20 protein-coding genes are annotated in these 20,350 nt (G+C 32.0%); 7 read left to right on the top strand and 13 right to left on the bottom strand.

Annotated elements, in window-relative coordinates:
- The 6 genes from ACI9TV_RS10245 to ACI9TV_RS10270 form a co-directional block, all read left to right on the top strand.
- The coding region (locus ACI9TV_RS10245; RefSeq protein ID WP_415250697.1) for an AAA family ATPase at nucleotides 1–974 on the top strand (974 nt) is incomplete at its 5' end.
- On the top strand, nucleotides 971–1,693 hold the full coding sequence (locus ACI9TV_RS10250; protein ID WP_415250698.1) for a hypothetical protein: 723 nt from the start codon (nucleotides 971–973) through the stop codon (nucleotides 1,691–1,693). The genes ACI9TV_RS10245 and ACI9TV_RS10250, both read left to right, overlap by 4 nt.
- 1,054 nt (nucleotides 1,694–2,747) lie before the next feature.
- Nucleotides 2,748–3,689 (top strand): ferrochelatase, encoded by a 942-nt coding sequence (gene hemH, locus ACI9TV_RS10255; protein ID WP_415250699.1) that lies wholly within the window; start codon nucleotides 2,748–2,750, stop codon nucleotides 3,687–3,689.
- A complete protein-coding gene (locus tag ACI9TV_RS10260) occupies nucleotides 3,689–5,110 on the top strand; it encodes a phytoene desaturase family protein (RefSeq protein ID WP_415250700.1) in 1,422 nt (473 codons plus the stop codon). The genes hemH and ACI9TV_RS10260 overlap by 1 nt, the downstream gene beginning before the upstream one ends.
- Nucleotides 5,103–6,116 carry a sensor histidine kinase gene (locus ACI9TV_RS10265; RefSeq protein WP_415250701.1) on the top strand — a complete coding sequence of 338 codons (1,014 nt, stop codon included), beginning with the start codon at nucleotides 5,103–5,105 and terminating at the stop codon, nucleotides 6,114–6,116. Before ACI9TV_RS10260 ends, ACI9TV_RS10265 begins: the two co-directional genes overlap by 8 nt.
- Nucleotides 6,094–6,798 (top strand): LytR/AlgR family response regulator transcription factor, encoded by a 705-nt coding sequence (locus ACI9TV_RS10270; protein ID WP_415250702.1) that lies wholly within the window; start codon nucleotides 6,094–6,096, stop codon nucleotides 6,796–6,798. The genes ACI9TV_RS10265 and ACI9TV_RS10270 overlap by 23 nt, the downstream gene beginning before the upstream one ends.
- Before the next feature lie 51 nt (nucleotides 6,799–6,849).
- Here ACI9TV_RS10270 and lysS read toward each other — a convergent pair whose 3' ends face one another.
- Genes lysS through ACI9TV_RS10290 form a run of 4 tightly spaced genes read right to left on the bottom strand, consistent with a single transcriptional unit; the run spans nucleotide 6,850 to nucleotide 10,410 of the window.
- The gene (gene lysS, locus ACI9TV_RS10275; protein WP_415250703.1) at nucleotides 6,850–8,364 is read right to left on the bottom strand and encodes a lysine--tRNA ligase; all 1,515 of its coding nucleotides are present in this window, start codon (nucleotides 8,362–8,364) and stop codon (nucleotides 6,850–6,852) included.
- A gap of 30 nt (nucleotides 8,365–8,394) precedes the next feature.
- On the bottom strand, nucleotides 8,395–8,868 hold the full coding sequence (locus ACI9TV_RS10280; RefSeq protein WP_415250704.1) for a Fur family transcriptional regulator: 474 nt from the start codon (nucleotides 8,866–8,868) through the stop codon (nucleotides 8,395–8,397).
- Complete coding sequence (locus tag ACI9TV_RS10285; RefSeq protein ID WP_415250705.1) at nucleotides 8,868–9,497, bottom strand: CvpA family protein; 630 nt, start codon at nucleotides 9,495–9,497, stop codon at nucleotides 8,868–8,870. The genes ACI9TV_RS10280 and ACI9TV_RS10285 overlap by 1 nt, the downstream gene beginning before the upstream one ends.
- Nucleotides 9,487–10,410, bottom strand: a complete 924-nt coding sequence (locus ACI9TV_RS10290; protein WP_415250706.1) for a GGDEF domain-containing protein — start codon at nucleotides 10,408–10,410, stop codon at nucleotides 9,487–9,489. Before ACI9TV_RS10290 ends, ACI9TV_RS10285 begins: the two co-directional genes overlap by 11 nt.
- 179 nt (nucleotides 10,411–10,589) lie before the next feature.
- Here ACI9TV_RS10290 and ACI9TV_RS10295 point away from each other — a divergent pair, with 179 nt between their 5' ends.
- Nucleotides 10,590–11,942, top strand: coding sequence for a class II 3-deoxy-7-phosphoheptulonate synthase (locus tag ACI9TV_RS10295; protein ID WP_415250721.1), 1,353 nt, complete (start codon nucleotides 10,590–10,592; stop codon nucleotides 11,940–11,942).
- A 9-nt stretch (nucleotides 11,943–11,951) separates the two neighbouring features.
- Here the strand turns inward: ACI9TV_RS10295 and abc-f are convergent, their stop codons facing one another.
- From abc-f to ACI9TV_RS10340, 9 genes are all read right to left on the bottom strand, one after another.
- Nucleotides 11,952–13,895 carry a ribosomal protection-like ABC-F family protein gene (gene abc-f, locus ACI9TV_RS10300; protein ID WP_415250707.1) on the bottom strand — a complete coding sequence of 648 codons (1,944 nt, stop codon included), beginning with the start codon at nucleotides 13,893–13,895 and terminating at the stop codon, nucleotides 11,952–11,954.
- 183 nt (nucleotides 13,896–14,078) lie between these two features.
- Nucleotides 14,079–15,419 carry an OprD family outer membrane porin gene (locus ACI9TV_RS10305; RefSeq protein ID WP_415250708.1) on the bottom strand — a complete coding sequence of 447 codons (1,341 nt, stop codon included), beginning with the start codon at nucleotides 15,417–15,419 and terminating at the stop codon, nucleotides 14,079–14,081.
- A gap of 87 nt (nucleotides 15,420–15,506) precedes the next feature.
- A complete protein-coding gene (locus ACI9TV_RS10310; RefSeq protein ID WP_415250709.1) occupies nucleotides 15,507–16,625 on the bottom strand; it encodes a multiheme c-type cytochrome in 1,119 nt (372 codons plus the stop codon).
- Nucleotides 16,626–16,721: 96 nt separating this feature from the next.
- A complete protein-coding gene (locus tag ACI9TV_RS10315; RefSeq protein ID WP_415250710.1) occupies nucleotides 16,722–17,936 on the bottom strand; it encodes an ArsS family sensor histidine kinase in 1,215 nt (404 codons plus the stop codon).
- Nucleotides 17,929–18,621, bottom strand: a complete 693-nt coding sequence (locus ACI9TV_RS10320) for a response regulator transcription factor (protein ID WP_415250711.1) — start codon at nucleotides 18,619–18,621, stop codon at nucleotides 17,929–17,931. Before ACI9TV_RS10320 ends, ACI9TV_RS10315 begins: the two co-directional genes overlap by 8 nt.
- Nucleotides 18,622–18,674: 53 nt before the next feature.
- The gene (locus tag ACI9TV_RS10325; RefSeq protein WP_415250712.1) at nucleotides 18,675–18,857 is read right to left on the bottom strand and encodes a hypothetical protein; all 183 of its coding nucleotides are present in this window, start codon (nucleotides 18,855–18,857) and stop codon (nucleotides 18,675–18,677) included.
- Nucleotides 18,858–18,904: 47 nt separating this feature from the next.
- Complete coding sequence (locus ACI9TV_RS10330) at nucleotides 18,905–19,246, bottom strand: cation transporter (RefSeq protein WP_415250713.1); 342 nt, start codon at nucleotides 19,244–19,246, stop codon at nucleotides 18,905–18,907.
- A gap of 7 nt (nucleotides 19,247–19,253) precedes the next feature.
- Nucleotides 19,254–19,685: a Spy/CpxP family protein refolding chaperone gene (locus ACI9TV_RS10335; protein WP_415250714.1), complete on the bottom strand. Its 432-nt coding sequence runs from the start codon at nucleotides 19,683–19,685 to the stop codon at nucleotides 19,254–19,256.
- Between the two features lie 147 nt (nucleotides 19,686–19,832).
- On the bottom strand, nucleotides 19,833–20,336 hold the full coding sequence (locus tag ACI9TV_RS10340) for a DUF1566 domain-containing protein (protein WP_415250715.1): 504 nt from the start codon (nucleotides 20,334–20,336) through the stop codon (nucleotides 19,833–19,835).
- Nucleotides 20,337–20,350 lie beyond the last annotated feature (14 nt).

Consider the following 20,350-nt stretch of genomic DNA (forward strand, 5'->3'; position numbering starts at 1 on the left):
CAATACTTACAGGTACAAACTCTAGTGGGAAATCATCTTTAATACAATCTATATTATTAAGTGGTAATCATTCGAGTGGTAGTGATATATTTGACTATTTAAATTCATTAGGTGATTTTAATGATTTAAAAAATAGATATGTTAATCCGGATAAATACAATATTAATATTACATTTGATGATGGTACAATAGATACATATGAGTCAAAGAAAGAACAAGTATTAAGTATTGGTAGTAAAAATATATCATACCCTGCAAAACTAACATACTTAAATTCAAATAGAACTACAATAGAAGAAATTAATAGTACAAATAATAGTTTTAGTAAAGATAGATATTTTGGAATATATGGTAAGTTCATAGCTAACTACTTTGAAGTTAATAAAGATGAACCAATTGAAGAATATCTTATAGAAAATAAAAATGGATCATTTACACTTGAGGCACAAGTAAATTATTGGTTAAATAAAATATCTACTCAATCTTATGAATTTAAAACTATAAAACCTACATCCACTGTAATACAAGCATCCTATAAACTTGATGGTTTAGAGTTTAAACCAAATAATATAGGTGCAGGAGTTAGCTATACAGTAGCTATACTTGTAGCTATTTTAAGTGCAAAAAAAGGCAATATTATAATTGTAGAGAACCCTGAAATACATCTCCATCCACAAGCTCAAGCTATGATGGGAGAATTTTTATCTTTTGTAGCTTCAAAGGGAATTCAACTAATAGTAGAAACACATAACGATCATCTTATAAATAAAATTAGATACGAGGTTTATAAGCAAAATTTGAAATCAGAAGATATTATTATTCATTATAAATCTGCAAAAACAAAATTTGAACAAATTTATATAAAAGATGATGGGTTTTTTAATAATAAAGATAGAGAAAATAGTTTTCCTAGTGGTTTTTATGATGCCACAATAAAAGATATTTTTGAAATAAATAGTAAGAATTTGATATGAGTGATGTTTGTTTAAATGATAGTTTAGTCTCTCAATATTTAAAGTATACTTTTAATAAGGATTTTGATAAAAATAAAATTAGAAACCTTTTAAAATATATTCATCCTTTTATAGTCTCTAAAAATCAGCATAAAATATTTGATGATCCATCAATGTGTTCACAAATAAATAATGACCCATTGTTAAACCTTGTAGACAATGTGAACAATGAAAGTTTAGTAAAAGCAACGACACTAAAACTTCAGTTAGTAGATAAATGTGATACTTCAAGCAGTTTCACAGAGGTCAATATAGTTCCTCTTTTTGCACATATGGAAAAAATAGATATGTCAATTGGTGCTACATATGAAAACTCAGATGGAAAAGATAAAGCGATCAAGCACATAAGTGCACTTCTTAGCGATGCAAAATGGATAAAAATAACAGACAGCTATCTAGCAGCTAATCCAAGTCAATGGGATGAAAATAAAAATATTTTAAATACTCTTCTACCAAAAAAATCTATAGATATAATAATAGTTACTAATGAGTTTAATAAAAAATCAGAATTAGAAACTTTATATGATTTATGGGAAATTCGAGCAGAAGCAATTAGTGATAATATTCATGATAGATATATAGAAACAGATAAAATAAAAATATTATTAAGCAGTGGTATTTATAACTTATCTGCTAGTTCAAATAAAGATATGACATATAGAGTGAAAATAAAAAGTTAGTCATTTATATTTCACAGTCTATTCTTTTAAAAACAGCAGTGAAAAAGCTGCCGAAACCATCTTTAACATAATCTTAGAACACATTCAACACATTAGAAACAAACACTTCTAAAGTATCTAAGCAACTAGCCTAGAATGCATGTAAGTCTCAGGTTGAAAATATCAGTAATAAAACGGTACAAAAACCGGTCACTAAGATTCACTTGATTTCCTAAAATACAGGAAATTTCTAAAACAAAATCCTTTATCCCCCGCTATTTCCGGAAGTTCTAAGAAAAGATGGGTAACCTGTATAATCGCAATAGACCCTTATATTCGTACTTAAATTAATAAATTTAAATGGCTATTTTGGGCTCCTCAAACATTCATAAAACTTCGCTATATTGGGAATAAATAAAGTTTTATTTACAAATGGCTGTAAAAAAGTTCATCAACCTGTTATTTTTGGAACATTTTACTTGTTATTTAAAAAATTATTTCAAATAATATAGGTCAAATAATAATGATAAGCTAATACACTTCATCGTGTGAACCTATCTCTATAGGAATAATCTCTTTTTCTGTGATACTGAGTTCAAGTGCAATACGGTAGCTGATATTAATTCTACTTGAATTCATTTGTAAAACTATAGAGAAAACTATAAAAATAATGAACTAACAAAAATCCACTACGAAAAGAAATACAATTTACATATAATTCTCTCGTAATAAGGAGTAATCGGTAAAAATCTACGAAATAAAATCGCTTATAAAGCAGTCAAGAACTTTTTTAATTTTCATCTTGATATTGAAGTGCTTAGAAGCGATTACCCTTAGGATAAACAAAATTTATTCGTAGATGTAGCCATGAAGTTACTGTTTAAAATCTTGTGTGTTTAGATTTTTAACTCCTTATTCAATGTTTACTCCAAACCTTGATACATATACCTACAAGATAATAAATAACTCTTAATATTTTTGCCAAATTATCTTGTACTATATGAACTGACAAATAACCCCTACAAAACAATACTCATTTCCTATAAAATCAATTCAAATAAAAAAGGAGCTTACTATGAAAAGAGCAATTTTACTTATGAATATGGGTGGTCCAAATAACTTGGATGAGGTGGAAGTTTTTTTGAGTAATATGTTTAATGATAAAAATATTATTGGTGCACCTAAACCTATACGAGCTATGATAGCAAAACTCATAACTTTTACTCGTACAGAGTTTGCTCAAAATAATTATGCTCTTATAGGTGGGAAATCTCCTCTTGTTGGCTATACACAAAAACTTATAGAAAAGTTAGAAGATGAGATAAAAGATGCGAGCATCCATATGGTCATGCGTTACACTCCACCATTTGCAACTGATGTTTTAGAAAATCTTCGTGATGTAGATGAGTTTTATGCGATTCCACTTTATCCACATTACTCTAGTACAACAACACTCTCAAGCTATGAAGACTTGTATGACAGTATGGATAAGCTACGTATAAAAGCAAGAGTAAAAACGATCGATGATTACTATAATGACAAAAACTATAATAAAGCTATTATTGAAAGAGTTAAAGAAGCACTCAATGGTGAAGATCCACAAGACTATGAGCTTGTTTTTTCAGCACATGGACTTACCCAAAAGATAATTGAGAAAGGTGATCCATATCAAAAACATATTCGTTATAATGTGTATCATGCGAGAAAAGCTTTAATAAAGGCTAAGATAAACTTTCATAATACACACTTAGCATACCAGTCACGTTTAGGGCCTATGGAGTGGATTAAACCTTATTTAGAGGATAAACTAAAGTCACTTAAGAAGAGAAAGGTTATTATAGTTCCTATTGCATTTACACTTGATAACTCTGAGACAGAGTTTGAACTAGAGATTGAATACAGAGAAGTTGCTGAAGAATTAGGATTCCAAGAATATAGAGTTGCAAAAGCTCCCAATTCCCACCCTAAATTTGTAAAATGTTTAACGAATATCTATAAAGATATGAAGGCTAGTTAATGTTAGATTATGCGGTTGTTGGTTCAGGTGTTGGAGGTAGTTCAATTGCTGCACTTCTAAATGCCAATGGTCATGATGTAGCACTTTTTGAAAAAGAATCATACCTTGGTGGATGTAGTTCTACATTTTCTCATAAAGGCTATTCCTACAACACTGGAGCAACAACATTAGCAGGATATCAAGATGGATTTATAGTCAAAGAGGTTTTCGATGAAGTTGGATTTAAACCTGATTTAATCCTTACCGACCCTTCTATTGTTATTATTCAAAACGATAAAGTAACACCACGGTATAGTGATTTTGATAAATTTATAGAAATTTTAAATATTAATTATCCACATGATAAAAACCTAGAGTTTTGGAAACTTATTTATGAAATAAATGAAGCATTTTATAAAGAAAATGGACACTACTACTCAAATACAAATATATTTTCTAAAACAAAATCACTTTTTAGTTTTATACCCTTACTAATGAAGTTTCAGAAGTACCTTAGAATAGATGCACATACTTTTATAGATGATTACTTTGAGGGCATAGACCCAGAATACTTACAATTTTTAGCATCTCAAGTTCTTATAGTTGCGCAAGCGCCATTAAAAGATATAAACTTTTTTACAGCAGCAATCTCTCTTGCTTATACATTTAATACAAACAATTATGCAGTGGGTGGTCTAGGAAATATTTTTGATGGTTTAACAAAAGATATTACAAAGTTATATAAAAATAGCGAGATTAAAGAAATTAAAAAACTAACAACGCACTTTGAACTTTATACAAAAGATAGTGTTTATCAAACAAAAAAATTAATACTTAATTCTACGGTATACGACAGTAGCAAACTTTTTGATGATAAACAAGTGAAAAGTTACTACAAAAAATATGAAAAATTAAATAACCACCAGAGCTCATTTATGCTCTACTTAACGCTAAAAACTGATAAAATATTTGAGCATCATTATCAGATTATAAAAGATGAAATATTTCCCAATTCTCTTTCAAAAGCAGTTTTTATCTCTTTTTCAGATGAGAGTGACAATACATTAGCACCAAAGGGTCATTACAGTGTCACTGTTTCTATTCATACAGATATACGATATTGGGAAGATAAACAAAATTATAAAGCACAAAAAAAAGAGCTTCACGATATACTCTTGCAAACAGTAATTCAAAGTTTAAATATAAAGATAGGTGAAGTAGTAGATAGTTTTAGTGCTTCACCTAATACATTTAGGCATTACATTAACAGAAGTCAACTTGGGGGCAATGCAATTACAATGAAGAATTTTCTTCCTTTTTTACCATCAAATGATTCTCCTATACAAGGACTTTATAATGTTGGGGATAGTGTTTATGCAGCTCAAGGATGGCCTGGTGTGATGCTCGGTGTAAAAAATTTACAAAGACTACTAAATGTATAACATTGCATTACATATTAAAACTCGTGATTGGATTTATATACTTGTAACAGGTGTATTTTTTGGTATGTTTATGTCCTCTTTGGGATACATTATTTTAGAGTATCCTTGGCTTGATGGTGCTTTTTTTGGAGTAATTTTAGGTTTTAGTATTACACTTTTTTCTCTTATATTTATCTCTTATATGAATAAAAATATTTTGCCAAAACTAAGAGAAGTGTATTGGCTTCCTCTTTCTATACTTTTTTCCTTTCTCTCTGGTTTTTTGGGGACATTGTCTGGGGTATATCTTACGAAATTTATTAACATAGAAATGATTCCAGCATTTGAGAATCAGATTGTCATCATATCTATCTTAATTGGTATATTAACGTATATTGTAGGGGCTTTACTTTATCGATTTGTAAAGATGAGAAACCAAAAAGATGTGATTGATCATGAATATGTGCAAAGTCGTTTACGCTCGCTTGAGACACAGTTAAATCCTCACTTTTTGTTTAATGCATTAAATTCTATTGCAGAGCTTATTCACCAAGATAAAGATAAGGCAGAGATGGCATTACTCAAAGTGTCTTCTTTTTTGAGAAACACTATGAATGAGGAAGCTTTACTCTCTTTAAGTGATGAGATTATAAATGTTAAAGATTATATTGAACTTGAAAATATTCGTTTTTCTGGAAAGATTCATTTAATTGTAGTTGGGTCTATTCCTATCTGGAACGTACCCAAGTTCTCTTTGCAACTCATCGTAGAAAATGCGATTAAGCATGGTTTCTTGAGCAACAAAGAAAGTTTGAATATCGAAATTGGATTCGATATAAGAAAAAAAATTATTAAAATTCAAAACGATGGTAAAGTGATGGTAAAGAAAACTTTTGGTGTAGGACTAAACAACCTCAAACAGCGCTTAGAACTTTTATGTAAAGGAAGTTTATCTGTTGAGTGTTTAGACAAACCAATGTTTTATATTTATTTAGGAGATTGTTGTGAAAATATTGATCGTAGATGATGAAGAGTTAGCAAGAGCAAGACTCAAAAGAATTTTAACTACTTTGGAGTTCAAAGATATTGTTGAAACTTCTAGTGCAGATGAAGCTGTAGCAGCGCTAAAACATACAAAGTACGATGTTGTATTTCTAGATATAAATATGCCTCAAGTCAGTGGTTTAGAACTTGCTTATGAGCTTAAATATTTAAATGAAAATATCTCTATAATTTTTCAAACAGCATATGAAGAGCATGCTCTGAAAGCTTTTGATATAGGAGCTATAGGCTATCTTATAAAGCCTTATAGTTTGGAGCAAGTAAAAGAGTCTCTCACAAGAGTAAAAACAACTTCAGCTGAAAGTATAGAAGCTGAAGATGTAAGAATTTTAAGTAAAACAGGTGAAAGTTATCTTTTACTTAAAGCAGAAGAAATCTTTTACGTAAAAGCAGATCTTTCTGAGGTAATGATAAGAAGTGCAAAAGGTTTTTCCTATTATGGACAAAAGATTTCAGACTTAGAAAAAAAATTAGGAAATCACGATTTTTTTCGTATTCACCGCTCTTACCTTATAAACATAAATGAGATTAAAGATATGCAAACAATAGAGCAAAGTAAACTACGTTTCTCGTTTAGAAACTGCTCAGATAACATAGAATCAAGTAAGGACGGAGCGAAAGCTTTTCGGGATAAGTTTGGAGGGTAAATATCTTTTTGATTTTGTAAATAAAGTCCTCTTTAGAGGACTTTATTTAAGTTACTCTTCTTCTTGAGTTTGTTCTTCATTATGAATAGGTTTCATAGCAGGGAAAAGTAATACATCTCGTATGCTATGCTCATTTGTAAGAAGCATTACAAGTCTATCGATCCCTATACCTTGACCAGCTGTCGGAGCCATACCATAGCTAAGTGCATCGATGAAATCTTCATCCATTTCATGCGCTTCATCATCACCCGCTTCTTTTGCGTCACTTTGACCTTTAAATCTTTCGTATTGATCGATAGGGTCGTTAAGTTCTGAGAATGCATTTGCAATTTCACGACCAGCTATGAAAAGCTCAAATCTCTCTGTTATCGCTGGATTATTATCACTTCTTCTTGCAAGTGGTGAAATCTCAACTGGGTACTCTGTAATAAAAGTAGGATCAATAAGTTTTTCTTCAACAAACTCATCAAATAGTTCACCTTGGAGTTGTCCGAGATTCATTCCTGGTTTTACATTGATATTTTTTGATTTTAAATATGTAGTAATAGCATCAATACTGACACAAGATTCAGCAGGAACACCACCTATTGTTGTAAGGGAATCTATAAGTGGAATCTCTTGAAAATTTTCAAAGTTTACTTCCATATCTGAGTATGGTAAAATTGTGGGTAAATCTAAATGCTCAAAAAGATACTGAAAATACTCTTTAGTAATGAGGATTAAATCTTTATATGTTTTATATGCCCAATAAAATTCTATAGATGTAAATTCAGGATTATGTGTTGCATCCATACCTTCATTTCTAAAGTTACGGTTTATTTCAAATACAGCCTCAAATCCACCAACAATTAAACGTTTGAGGTAAAGCTCTGGTGCAATTCTTAGGAATCTGTCAATACCCAGTGCATTATGGTGTGTAACAAATGGTTTTGCATTTGCTCCACCAGCGATTGGGTGCATCATTGGTGTCTCAACTTCTAAAAAGCCTTTGTCTTCAAAAAAACGTCTTGTTAAGGAGATAACACGAGAACGAGTTTGAAAAGTTTTACGAACTTCTGTATTCATGATAAGGTCAAGGTATCTTTTTCTATAACGAATTTCTTTATCTGTAACACCATGAAATTTTTCAGGAAGTGGCGAAATAGCTTTTGTTAAAAGTCTAAACTCAGAACAATGAAGTGAGAGTTCACCTTTACCGGTTACAAAAGGAAAACCTGATACTTCAACAATATCCCCAACTTCAATAAGTTTTTTAAATACTGTGTTGTAAAACCCCTCTGGTAAATGATCACGTGTTACATATACTTGTAGCATTCCACTTTCATCTTCTATCTTGATAAAACTAGCTTTACCCATAATACGAAAAAGCTTTATTCGTCCTGCAATAGTATAGTGACGGTGTTCATCACGTTTTTCTTCTTTGTGCTCAATGTCTGCATTTACATTCATGTATTTTTCAACAGTAGTGTTTCTTTGTGAGTCGTTAGAGTATGGATTAATCCCTTCAGCTCTAAGAGCCTCTGCTTTTTCTATTCTTTGTTGAACGAATTTATTTTCAAAAGCCAATATATTTTCCTTGTATGTGTTTAAAGTAGTTTATGACTGACAGTCTTTACAGATGCCATAAATTTGCATGGAGTGGTCGGATATTTTAAATCCTAAAGATTCAGCAATAGAATCTTGTCGATTCTCGATTTCTTCATCAACAAACTCTGTGATGTCTCCACAAGAAGTACATATCATATGATCATGATGCTCTTTAGCACCTAGTTCATACTTTTTGCCTTGTGCTCCAAAAGAGAGTGAAGTTACCATTTGCGAGTCTTCAAGAAGTGCTAGAGTTCTGTATACAGTAGCAATTCCTGTTTTTAAATCAGGAAAATTTTCTTGAATTAAATGGTGAAGTGACTCTGGCGTTAAATGCTCATCTGACTTATAGAGTGTCTCAAGTATCACTTCTCTTTGTATAGTGAATTTTAAAGAGTTTTCTTTAAGTAAGGTTTTAAAGTCATTTAAGAGTTGCGTATATTTGACAGTTTTATCTTGAAAGTTAGTATTTATATTTGACATTATGAATCACTTTTTTTTGAAGTTTCTTGTGTTATTTGGGGCATCGATTCTTGAATTTCTTTAAGAATTTCATCTGACATAGCTTTAGAAGCGGTGTCTCTGATTGTTTGTGTTGTTTTATTTATATCTTCACTTATCTCAACTGGATCGAGTTTCATGATGACAGCACCTGTTTGGGTCAGTATTGGAAAAATGTAACTTGTGCTTAAAGAACTATCGTCTATGATTGATTTGACTGCTTTTATATTGTAGGCAGAATGAGCAATAACTGCGGCAATAAAGAAGAATTTACTTGCACCAAATACAAATCCAAGAATTTGGTCTAGTGCACCAAGACCACTTAATGAACTGAGTTTTTTGAATACTTGCCCAACCCCAATCATAAGAAGCCAAAATAGTGCTAATGTTGTTAAAAAACCTGTGAAGTTAATAGCAGAGGAGTTTTCAAAATTAAAAATAAGATCACTTAAAAATTGACCTACATCATTTCCTAGTCTTGAAGCAACAAAGATACCCCCAACAATTCCAATGAGACCAAATAGCTCTTTAAAAAATCCGTTTATAATTCCCTTAAGTCCAAGAAAAAGGATGATGATTGAAACTATAATATCAAAATAATTAATCTCCATTTTCTAGCTCCGTACGTATTGTATTTTTACCTTCTCTTTTAGCTAGATAAACTGCTTTGTCCGCTCGTGCTATTAATGTATCAGGGCTATCTTCTTCAACAAACACAGTAGCTCCCATACTAATCGTAACATTTATGCTATTGCCTTTATAAAGAAGCTTGTTTTTACTTACCAATTCTAAAAGTCTATCGAGTATTTTTTTGCAGTATACTTGATCAATACGATTGAGTACAAGTACAAATTCATCACCACCATATCTAAAGATTTTATCCCCATCACGAAGAGTTTTTTTCAAAGTATTTGCAATGAAAATTAAAACTTTATCTCCAGCTACATGACCATAGGTGTCGTTGATAACCTTAAAATCATCAATATCAATCATAATAAGGTGAAGTTTGTAAGGAATTCCCTTTCTACTGCATATGTTACTGAGATAAGTGGAAAGTGCCCGGCGGTTAAAAACTTTTGCAAGAGAGTCTATGTTGGAGTCTCTTTCTAGTGTTTGAACTTGAGAAGATAGCTGAGAGATGATGTCATTCGCTTTGTTCACTTCATCAATCATATGTAATTGAATTTCATTAAACTTTTCTGTGAGAGCAGGAACATTTATCATCTCACTTGAATAGTCGTTAAGAGTTTCTTCATGCATCTGTGTTAGTTGTTCAAACCTTGCATTTGTGTGTTGATACGAAGAGATACTTTTATTAGCAATCTCTTTGTACGCATTATTGAATGCTGCTTTTGCATGTTCTATGGAGTCAATTTGTTTATCATTTAAGCTCGACACAACTTCTACAGCTTCTCTTAAATACTCAACTACCTGCTCTTTGTTTGGATCAGTTTGATTGTTTATAGTATCAAGTAGATTTTCGTATATTTGTGTAACAAGAGATTTTAAATCATCTTTTTCCATTCAGATTCCTATAAAATATTGCGATATTATACATAGATTAGCATAAAAACAGCTTTTACGCGTTTAAAGGAATGAATTGCTATCAATGAGGAATAGAAATGTTTTATAAATATACATGAATAAGACCTATTTTAGGTACTTTTAGGTAAAATATTGCAAATTTATAAATATAGGGTTTTATTATGAGTATTTGGAGTCCATCAAGTTGGAGAGAAAAGCCAATTTTACAACAACCAACTTATCCAAACCAAGAAGAGCTAAAGAGAGTTCTTGCAGAATTGAAAAATTATCCACCACTTGTTTTTGCGGGTGAAGCATGTTCGCTTAAAGCACAACTTGGAAATGTCGCAAATGGTGAAGCATTTTTACTTCAAGGCGGAGATTGTGCTGAAAGTTTTAGCGAATTTCATGCAGATAACATAAGAGATAGTTTTAAAGCTATGATGCAAATGGCCATTGTTATGACATACGCTGGTGGATTACCAGTTGTTAAAGTTGGACGTATGGCTGGGCAATTTGCTAAGCCTCGTTCAGCAGACACAGAAACATTTGATGGTGTAACTCATGCTTCATATCGTGGAGATATTATCAATGGTTCTGAGTTTACTAGTGCAGCTCGTGTACCAGATCCTGAACGTATGATAAAAGCATACAATCAAGCTTCCGCTACACTAAACCTTCTTCGTGCATTTGCAACAGGTGGTTTAGCTGACTTACATAAAGTACACAAATGGACACAAGATTTTGCTCATCAAGGTGAAGTGACTGCAAAGTATGAAAAACTTGCTGATGAGATTGGTAAATCTTTGCAGTTTATGGAAGCTTGTGGAATTACATCTAAAACATACAGAACTTTGCGTGAAACAGATTTTTATACATCTCATGAAGCTCTTTTACTTCCATATGAAGAATCATTTACACGTCAAGACTCTATAACTGGTGATTGGTATGATACATCTGCTCATATGTTATGGATAGGCGATCGTACACGTCAACTTGATGGTGCTCATGTTGAGTACTTAAGCGGTGTGAAAAATCCTATTGGGATTAAAGCTGGGCCAACAATGGATCCTCAAGATTTAATAAAATTAGTAAATAAGTTAAACCCTGAAAATGAAGCTGGACGTTTAAACGTAATTGTAAGAATGGGTGCTGGAAAAGTTGGAGACGGACTTCCGAATCTAATTAAAGCAGTTGAAAAAGAGGGTCTTAAAGTTGTATGGTCATGTGATCCAATGCATGGTAATACTATTAAATCTTCAAACAACTATAAAACGCGTCCTGTTGATTCAATTCTTACAGAGATGAAAGAGTTCTTTCAGATTCATAAATCTGAAGGTACGCATGCAGGTGGAGTTCACCTAGAGATGACAGGTAAAAATGTTACTGAGTGTATCGGTGGAAGTTTTACTGTAACTGAAGAAGATTTATCTTCTCGTTACCATACGCATTGTGACCCTCGTCTCAATGCTGACCAATCTTTAGAATTAGCATTTTTAATTGCTGACTCTTTAAAAGAAGCTAGAAAATAATTAAAGAAGTCAAGAGTTAATTAACTCTTGCTTTTCTTCAATCTCTAAAAGTTCTTCAACTTTTAACTCATACAACGCTTCAAGTTCTTGTAACTCTTTTGCAAGAGCTGTAAGACCTATATCTTCATAGCATTTTGGATCAGCTAAGCAGTTGTTTTTTTCTTCTATTTTTATTTCAAGTTCTTCTACTTCTTGGGGCAGTTTATCTAAGGCTATTTTTTCTTTAAAAGTCAATTTTAAAGTTTTAGGTTTTTGTACTACTTCTTCTTTAATAACTTTTACTTCACTTGCATTTGATTCCATTTCACTAAGTTCTTTTAACTCTTTTTCCAAATCTAAATATTCTGAATATTGTTGATATGATTCTTCTATATGTTTATTTGTTTTAAAGATGAAAAGTTTTTTAGCAATTTTATCAACAAAGTATCTATCATGACTTACAATTATGACGGCGCCAGGAAAGTTTGTTAGTTGTTCTTCTAAGATGTTAATAGTTGGAATGTCTAAGTCATTTGTAGGCTCATCTAGGATTAAAATGTCAACTTCGAGGGTAAAGAGTAGGGCAAGGGCAATACGGTTCTTTTCACCACCACTAAGAACAGCTATTTTCTTTTCTAAAAACTCACGAGGAAAAAGAAAGTTTTTAAGATAGCCATAGACATGCATATCTTTTCCACGAACACTTACTCGGTCTCCTCCGTGTGGGCAAAAAGTTTCCATAAGGTTTTTATCATCGTCTAACATTTCTCTATGTTGGTCAAAGTAACCTATTTTAAATTCGCCTTGTTTAATTTTCCCACTTGTTGGTTCTATCCGACCAAGTAGGGCTTTAAGTAGTGTTGATTTTCCACTTCCATTTGGTCCGACTATGGCTATAACATCTTTTTGGAGGATTCTGGTGGTAAAGTCTTTGAGTAGTTCTTTATTTCCAAGCGTAAGATACAAGTCTTCCACTTCGAAAAGCATTTTTTGTTTATTGATACTTTTATCGCGATTAAAATGTTTTGCTTCACGTTGGAGTTCTATAGACATCTTTCTGATTTGCGCAGGATTATTTTTTGCATCATCTCGAAGATTCATAAGACGTTCTTTTCGACCTTCATTTCTTTTAAGTCTTGCTCTTACACCACGGGCAAACCATGCATTTTCACGTTTTAGTACATCAAGCAGATTGTCATGTTGTTTTTGCAGTGTTCGAATCCATTCTGCCTTTTGCGTGAGATAGCTACTATATCCACCAGTATATTCTCTTAAAGCACAGTCTTCAACCTCTATAGACTTTGTAGCAATTCTATCTATAAAATATCTATCGTGAGAGATAAACACAAGTGTGAACTTTTCTTTTAAAATAAGCTCTTCTAAGAATTCAACCATGTATACATCAAGGTGATTGGTAGGCTCATCTAAAAGTAAAATATCTGGTTTTTGTAAAAGTAAAGAAGCGAGGGCAACACGACGTTGTTCACCTCCACTAAGTAGGTCAATAGATTTATCTTCATATTGTTTAAGGTCAAAGTGTTGGATAATTCGCTCTATCTTGTCATCAAGATTCCAAGCATTATGGTGTTCAATGTAACGAGAGAGATTTTCATGCTCATCTATGAGTTTATTATTCTCAAAATCATCTGCTAAAAGGAGTGATAGTTCATTATATCTCGCTTTAGCATCATTGAGTTCTCTGAGTCCATCTTCAACAGCTTGACGAACAGTATGCCCATCTTTGAAGTTTGGTCTTTGATCAAGCATCTTCACTTCTAAATTATTTTTTGTAATTCTACGTCCACCATCATATTCTAGTGTGCCATTTACAATTTTCATGAGAGTAGATTTACCACTTCCGTTTTTACCAATAATAACGATACGTTCACCTTCGTCTACATGAAAGCTTACTTCGGTAAGTATTTTTTGTGCTGAATAGTGTTTTGAAATATCTTGTAGGTCGATTAATGCCATGAGGTTTTTACTTTATGATTTGAATTTGTCTAATGATATCTTTTAGATGCTTATGAGGTGCTTGTTGGGGAAAGTTCCGATACCTTAAATGAAAAGAGAGGTATCGGAGGAAATTAATGAAAAAAACTATATATATTTCAATACCATTGTCTCGATGGTATTGAAATTTTTAAACTATAGTTCTTAGAAGTTGTAAGAAACTACTGCACGAATATGATTTTGTTCTTTTTCGGCTGCTGAAGATTCATTGTATTCACTTGTTCTTCTAGCATTGAATAGTTTTAACATCATAGCTTTGGTTGGTTTATATACTAAAACAATATCAGTTTCAGTTGCATCATTTGCTGCTACAAGCTTTGATGGTCCCCAACCAAGTGTTTTTGATTTTCCATAGTCAGCATGAGAAACTACGATTTTTAAACCTTTCATAATTGCATAGTGACCACCAATTTTATAAGCACTTACATCTTCACGATATGCATTACGAGAAAAGATTGAACTTGTATATGCTGGGTCTGCACCAAAAGCATTGTGAAAACCAGATCTATTAGCATTACTATCATCTGAACTATTGTATGCTAAGTAAGCTGACCATTTTTTATTACCAACTTTTGCTTTTACACCATACATACTGAAGTCCATAGTTCCTGCTAGTTTATCACCCTCTTCACTTTGGTTTAAGTATTGAGCACTAAGTGCAAGTTTTGTACCCTTCATCACTGGTATTTTATAATTAACATCAGCATAGATTGTATTAGAAATATCATGAGCGATATAGTCCCACACAGAAATTTTCAAATTTTTTCCAATTTTGTATGTTGCATTAAGAGCAGTCATACCACTCGTTTCTGCTACACCAGCTGCAGAACCAAGATTTAGAAATCTTGCTTGTTCTCTTGTCCCTGTGCCTTGACCAACAGCCGGCGTAGTTACACCAGCAGTTCCAGTTTTTTCACCGATAAGACTAAAGTCAGTAGCTGAACGAGAACCATATGCCATTTTATCAATATGAAGTGCTGTAAAAGATAAGCCTTTCATTGGTTTAACCGCAGCAACTGCAGCTTGATAAAAGTTTGGCATTAAAGACCATTTAATTTTTGTTAATGGAGTGTTTAAGATTTGACGACCAACTTTTGCATCTAACATAGAACTTTTATATTCTATGTATGCCTGACCAAGTAACGTGTTTGTTTTACCTTCAACATCAGTGAACATACCTTGAGCATTTTTTGTGTTATCTTCCCAATCAGTAAGACCAGTATCGCCATTTACATAGAATGCTGCTCCAACTTTTAAACCTTTAAGTCCTAAGTCTGGAGTTACATACTTTAACCATACTAAATAACCACTACCATCTTCAGGAGCAAAACCATTTGTTTTATCAGCTAAGATATGCATAGCTTTAACTTGACCTGTAACTTTACCACCACTAAACAGTGCTTTATCTTCTACTTTTGGAACTTCGGCTGCTGTTAGTGCAACTGTACCAGCTAATGCTGCTACCGACAAAATAATTTTTTTCATATTTCTCTCCTTGATGTATTAATATAATTATAATTCATTATTATAAACTATATGTTTTCCTTGTGTTAACAGAATGTTAACAGGGATTTATTTGATTCTCACTACTTTCTTAGAAATGACTTTAAATTCTTTTGCATTTTTATTGTTCTCGAGCTTAAACTTTTTAAGTGCTTTAGGTTTTACTAAGTGGTATCCAAATTTTACTGTTACTAGATCTCCCTTTTTAAGTGCAAAGTCATACTTGAAGTCTTTTTTAGTGTTTGCTGGAATTCTTGTGTCTTTGATTACTCTATCAGCTAACCATGGTGGTGTTGGTTTTGGTGAAACACCTTGCGCATTTCCTATAACTTTTAAAAGTTTTTTAGAGTCCATTTTGATAACTTTGCCATCACGCTTGATACTTACAACTAGTTTTGCCATTCTTAATGGGTGAAGAGTTGAAGAGTGTGTTGCTTGGTGGTCTACACTTACTGTGAATTTTTTCTTGGAATGTTTTAAATCAAGTACAACATATTTTGATAACAAACTAAGATCCCCATGCAAACCTGGAAAACCGTGAAAAGCATGTTTTTTTACTTTACTTAAAGTTGAAGGTGCTCCATCTACTTGAGGCATGTGACAAGTGATACAGTTATTGTTTCCATCCATATTGTTATTTTCAGTAGAACATACATCAAAACCTTTTTTATTTGTTTTGTGCATATGACAACCCATACATAGTTTACCATTTTTGAACACTTCTACATTTGTTTCAATCTCATGAAATGGTGATTTAACATCACTTTCCAAGTTTGCAAAATATTTTCTCATATCTTTTGAGATAACATTTGAGTTCATTGCTTTACCAGGTTTTGTATCTGTAATCCTATGACAGTATGCACATGATACACCTTCATTTTGTGTTTCATTAGTAGCATCTGGAATTACACCATTTTTAGGTGTAAGCAAATCTTTCATATTATCAGCAGTTGGTGTATGACATTTTGCACAACGGTATTTTTGCATTTTGTTTTTCATTGGGTGTTTATCATAAACAGCACCATGAATTGGGTCAGCAAATACAGTTGAGTTTCCATGTTGTGAAGTTTTGTACTCTTCATATATTTTTGGGTGACACTCACTACATTTTTGATTTTTTTCAAAATGCATAACAGCAAAAGCTAATGTAGATGTCATCACCCCTACAATTATAAATAAACTTTTCATTCTCATCTCTTCTTCCTTTTTAGAATTTAATATAAGGAAATTTTATTTAAACTCTATAAATTGAGAATTAATATATTGTTAATGAATTGTTAATTATTATTTGTTTATGGTAAAGAAGTTGTATCCACTTGTATGTTGGTAGGAGAAAGAGAAATGATGTTTTTTTAAGATAGCATCGACAATATAAAGTCCTAAACCAAAACTTTGAGCACTTTTTGTATCACTTTTTGTAAAGGGTTGGAGATAGTACTCTAAAGATTCATCCATCTTTTCTCCTTTAGATATAAAATGAATTTGATTATCTTCTATCTCTATACAAAATTCATTTTCTTGTGAATACTTTAAACCATTGTCAATGAGGTTTTTAAACACAAGAGTAAAAAGTTCAAAATTTACTTTTAAACGACTATCAGAGAGATTATTTTTAATGGAGTTAGGTTCTAAGTAAAGCATGTCGATTGCTTGGTCTAGTATATCCGTTAATGGATATTCTTTTAATTTGGGCAGATTGTCGATGGCTGTAATTTTTTCAATTCGAACAAATTCTTTGAGAAGTAACTCAAGACGTGTAAATACATTGTTGAGGACATCTTTAGGTTTTGAACTTCCTAAGAGTTCTAGGGCGAGCTTACCGCTTGTAAGTGGCGTTTTAAATTCATGTGTTATGTTACGTAAAAATATTTTTCTTGCTTCTAAAACTTCTTGAATTTTTTGCACAGCTTTGTTAAATTCATTTGCTACTTCTGCGATTTCATCTTTTCTTGTTGATGATAAATCTATATCTGTTTCACCTTCACCAAAGCGTTGGATTTGTACTTGTAGTTTCTTTAATGGATAAAGGCTAACTACGATTGAGATATACAGAAGTAGGATTATAAGTACAAATGCTCCATAGAGCCACCAAACATAGCTCACATCTATTGGATTTATTTTTTCATCTTTTAAAAGTACTTTACCAAAGATAGGAGGTATAATTATATATCTAAAAGTTTCTTGCTCATACACATAGAAATCACCTACAGAACAGGACTTATCTTTAATAGAAACTTTACTTTTAATCTTTTGGTGAAGTACAGGATCGGTAATCATACTCATATTTTCTTTGTGAAGTTTTGCCATGAGCTGTGCGTGTTGTATCTGCCCCATTTTCCACTTCATAATAGCCATTGCCATATGATGATAATGCTCACGTAGTTTTTCTTTTTCATTTGCATATTCATGTTCTTGGATAATATTAAAGAGGGCTGTTATTGCAATGATTGCTATAAAAAAAGAAACACTTATTTTTAAAAGTATAGAGTGCTTATTCACTTTGCATCATCCTGTAACCGATGCCACGTACAGATTCGAAATAGGTTGGTTCTTTTGGGTTATCGCCGAGTTTTGTTCTTAAACGGCTAATAATAACGTCAATACTACGGTCTCCACTACTCCAATTCATTCCTTCAACATTATCTAAAATTTGTTCACGTGAAAATACAATGCCACGGTTCATTAAAAATAGTTTCAAAACACCAAATTCTGCAACAGTTAAGTCTAATGGTTCCTCTTTAAAGTGGATTTTCATTGTTGTTTTATTACACTTAAATTCATGGTCTTCAAAACTCTCACTAGCATCAATAGTAGTACTGACACGTCTAAGTTGTACTTGAATTCTTGCTATAAGTTCACGGGTATCAAAAGGTTTAGGGAGATAGTCGTCCGCACCTTTTTCAAGTCCAAGTACTTTATCACTCACATGTTCTCGTGCGGACATGATAATTATTGGTATGGTGTATTGTTTACGGATAAGTTCACACAAGACTAATCCATCCATTTTAGGTAGGGTAAGATCGAGGAGTATTATCTTATAATTATAAGATTTTAATGAGCTCATGACATCTAATGGGTCGTTAATTATATTGACTGTATAGTTTGAATTAATGAGATAACTGGCAAGCATTTGAGATAAGTCTTGATCATCTTCAACAATCAAAATATCTATTTTTTCTTTCATTTCATATTCTTATAATTTAGTTTATGTAAATAGTTTATCTAAATAAGTAACATTTATGTGAGAGAATCTCTTGGAACTTCAAACATTTCACCATTTTCGTTCTCAACAAGAGCAATTGGTATCTTTTGATCACTAAAAACTGTAATAATTTTTACTTTCATATCTTTGTATGTAAAGGTGTCACATTCGGGCGAATGAAGCATAGTAGTTCGAGTAGTTGTATAATTGTTTAACATAGACATCCTTTGTATGCACATATACAAGCAAAGGATGTTCCATTTTGTTAGTCTTTTGGTGTATTTTCTTTTAGTCCATTAACTTTATATCCAGTAGAAGATATAGTTTTCATAATCGCGTCGATATCAGTTTTTGCTTCATCGTACTTTACTACGACACTTTCTTGGGCATGTGATGCTTTAGAGCTAACTACACCATCCATCTTTGTAAGGTAATCTACTATGGCACCTTCACAGCCCTCACAAGTCATACCTTTTACGTTGATAGTTTTCATAACTATTTTACTTTGGGTTGGTTTTACATCACTCTCTGTGGTTGTATCAGAACAAGCAAGTAAAAAAAGTGTTATAAGCGTAAGTAATAAAGCTGTTATTGATTTTTTAAACATCCTGAAATTACTTTTGATTTCTTGATTGTCTGTAAAGTTTTACAAGGTGTTTGTATTGCTTTTCATTAAGAATAGTTTTTAAATTCATTCTACATTGAGTCTTAAGTTCAATAATTTCCTTACGTGCATCTAACATAGTTTGTGCTTTTGCAACTACATCATTGTCAGTTGTAAGTGATTCTTTGTGTAACATTCTTTCTTCTTGCATGACTTTTTTTACAAGGCTTTTAATCTTTGGTTTAGTAGTACTTGACCAAGTTTTTAAGCTTTTCATTTGAGCATCAGTAATATGTAACTCTTTAGCATTTTTTACTGCAACACGCATTAAGTTTGGTAAAGGATTTGTATGCATTAAGGCATGATTCATGTTCCCTTGATTTGCTTGTACATTTGTAAGAGCCATAAGTGACAACATTACGATAATAAGAATTTTTTTCATAAATTTCTCCATTTTTAATTTGCTTGATTATACTAAATCTACGGTTACATTAGTGTTAAGTAAGTCATAATTAAAGATAAAAAAGAATTAAATATATATGATCCTGGATAGTTGAAAGATAATTTTGAGCACTACTCATTGATAAGATTAAAGTTTGTAATTACCTCTAACGCAGCGTACATAACATATTCCCTTTTTAGCATTATGGTAGGTCTCTCCACTTCTAAAATCAATATTTAATGCATTTTTAGTATAAGAAAGGTTTGGTGAAGATGTCCAGTAGTGAGCACTTTTTATGTATTTAAACCCAGTTCTGATGGCTGGGTTATTTTTTTCTTTATCTACAATGGAGTTTAATTCGTCTACTCTAGGTAGGTACCAATCTTTGTATCCAGCAAACACCAAACCACGACAATACTGTCTGGCATCTTTACGGTTTTTTTTGATGGTTTGCGTGTCAATATTATCTTGCCACGTTAAGCCGGTATCTTTATCAAAGACTACTTCTTTTGAGTCATTTCTTGGTAAAGCTATTCTATCTATTTTAGCTCTAGGGGATTTTACTTGTTTCTGTGATGGTTTTATGAGTTGTATCTCATAGGAAAAAAGGCTAGTACTTAGCAGCAGCATTGGTAGTATTTTTTTTAACATGAAGTATTATATCT

It is taken from the genome of Sulfurimonas sp. (genome assembly GCF_047622445.1).
Classification (GTDB): domain Bacteria; phylum Campylobacterota; class Campylobacteria; order Campylobacterales; family Sulfurimonadaceae; genus Sulfurimonas.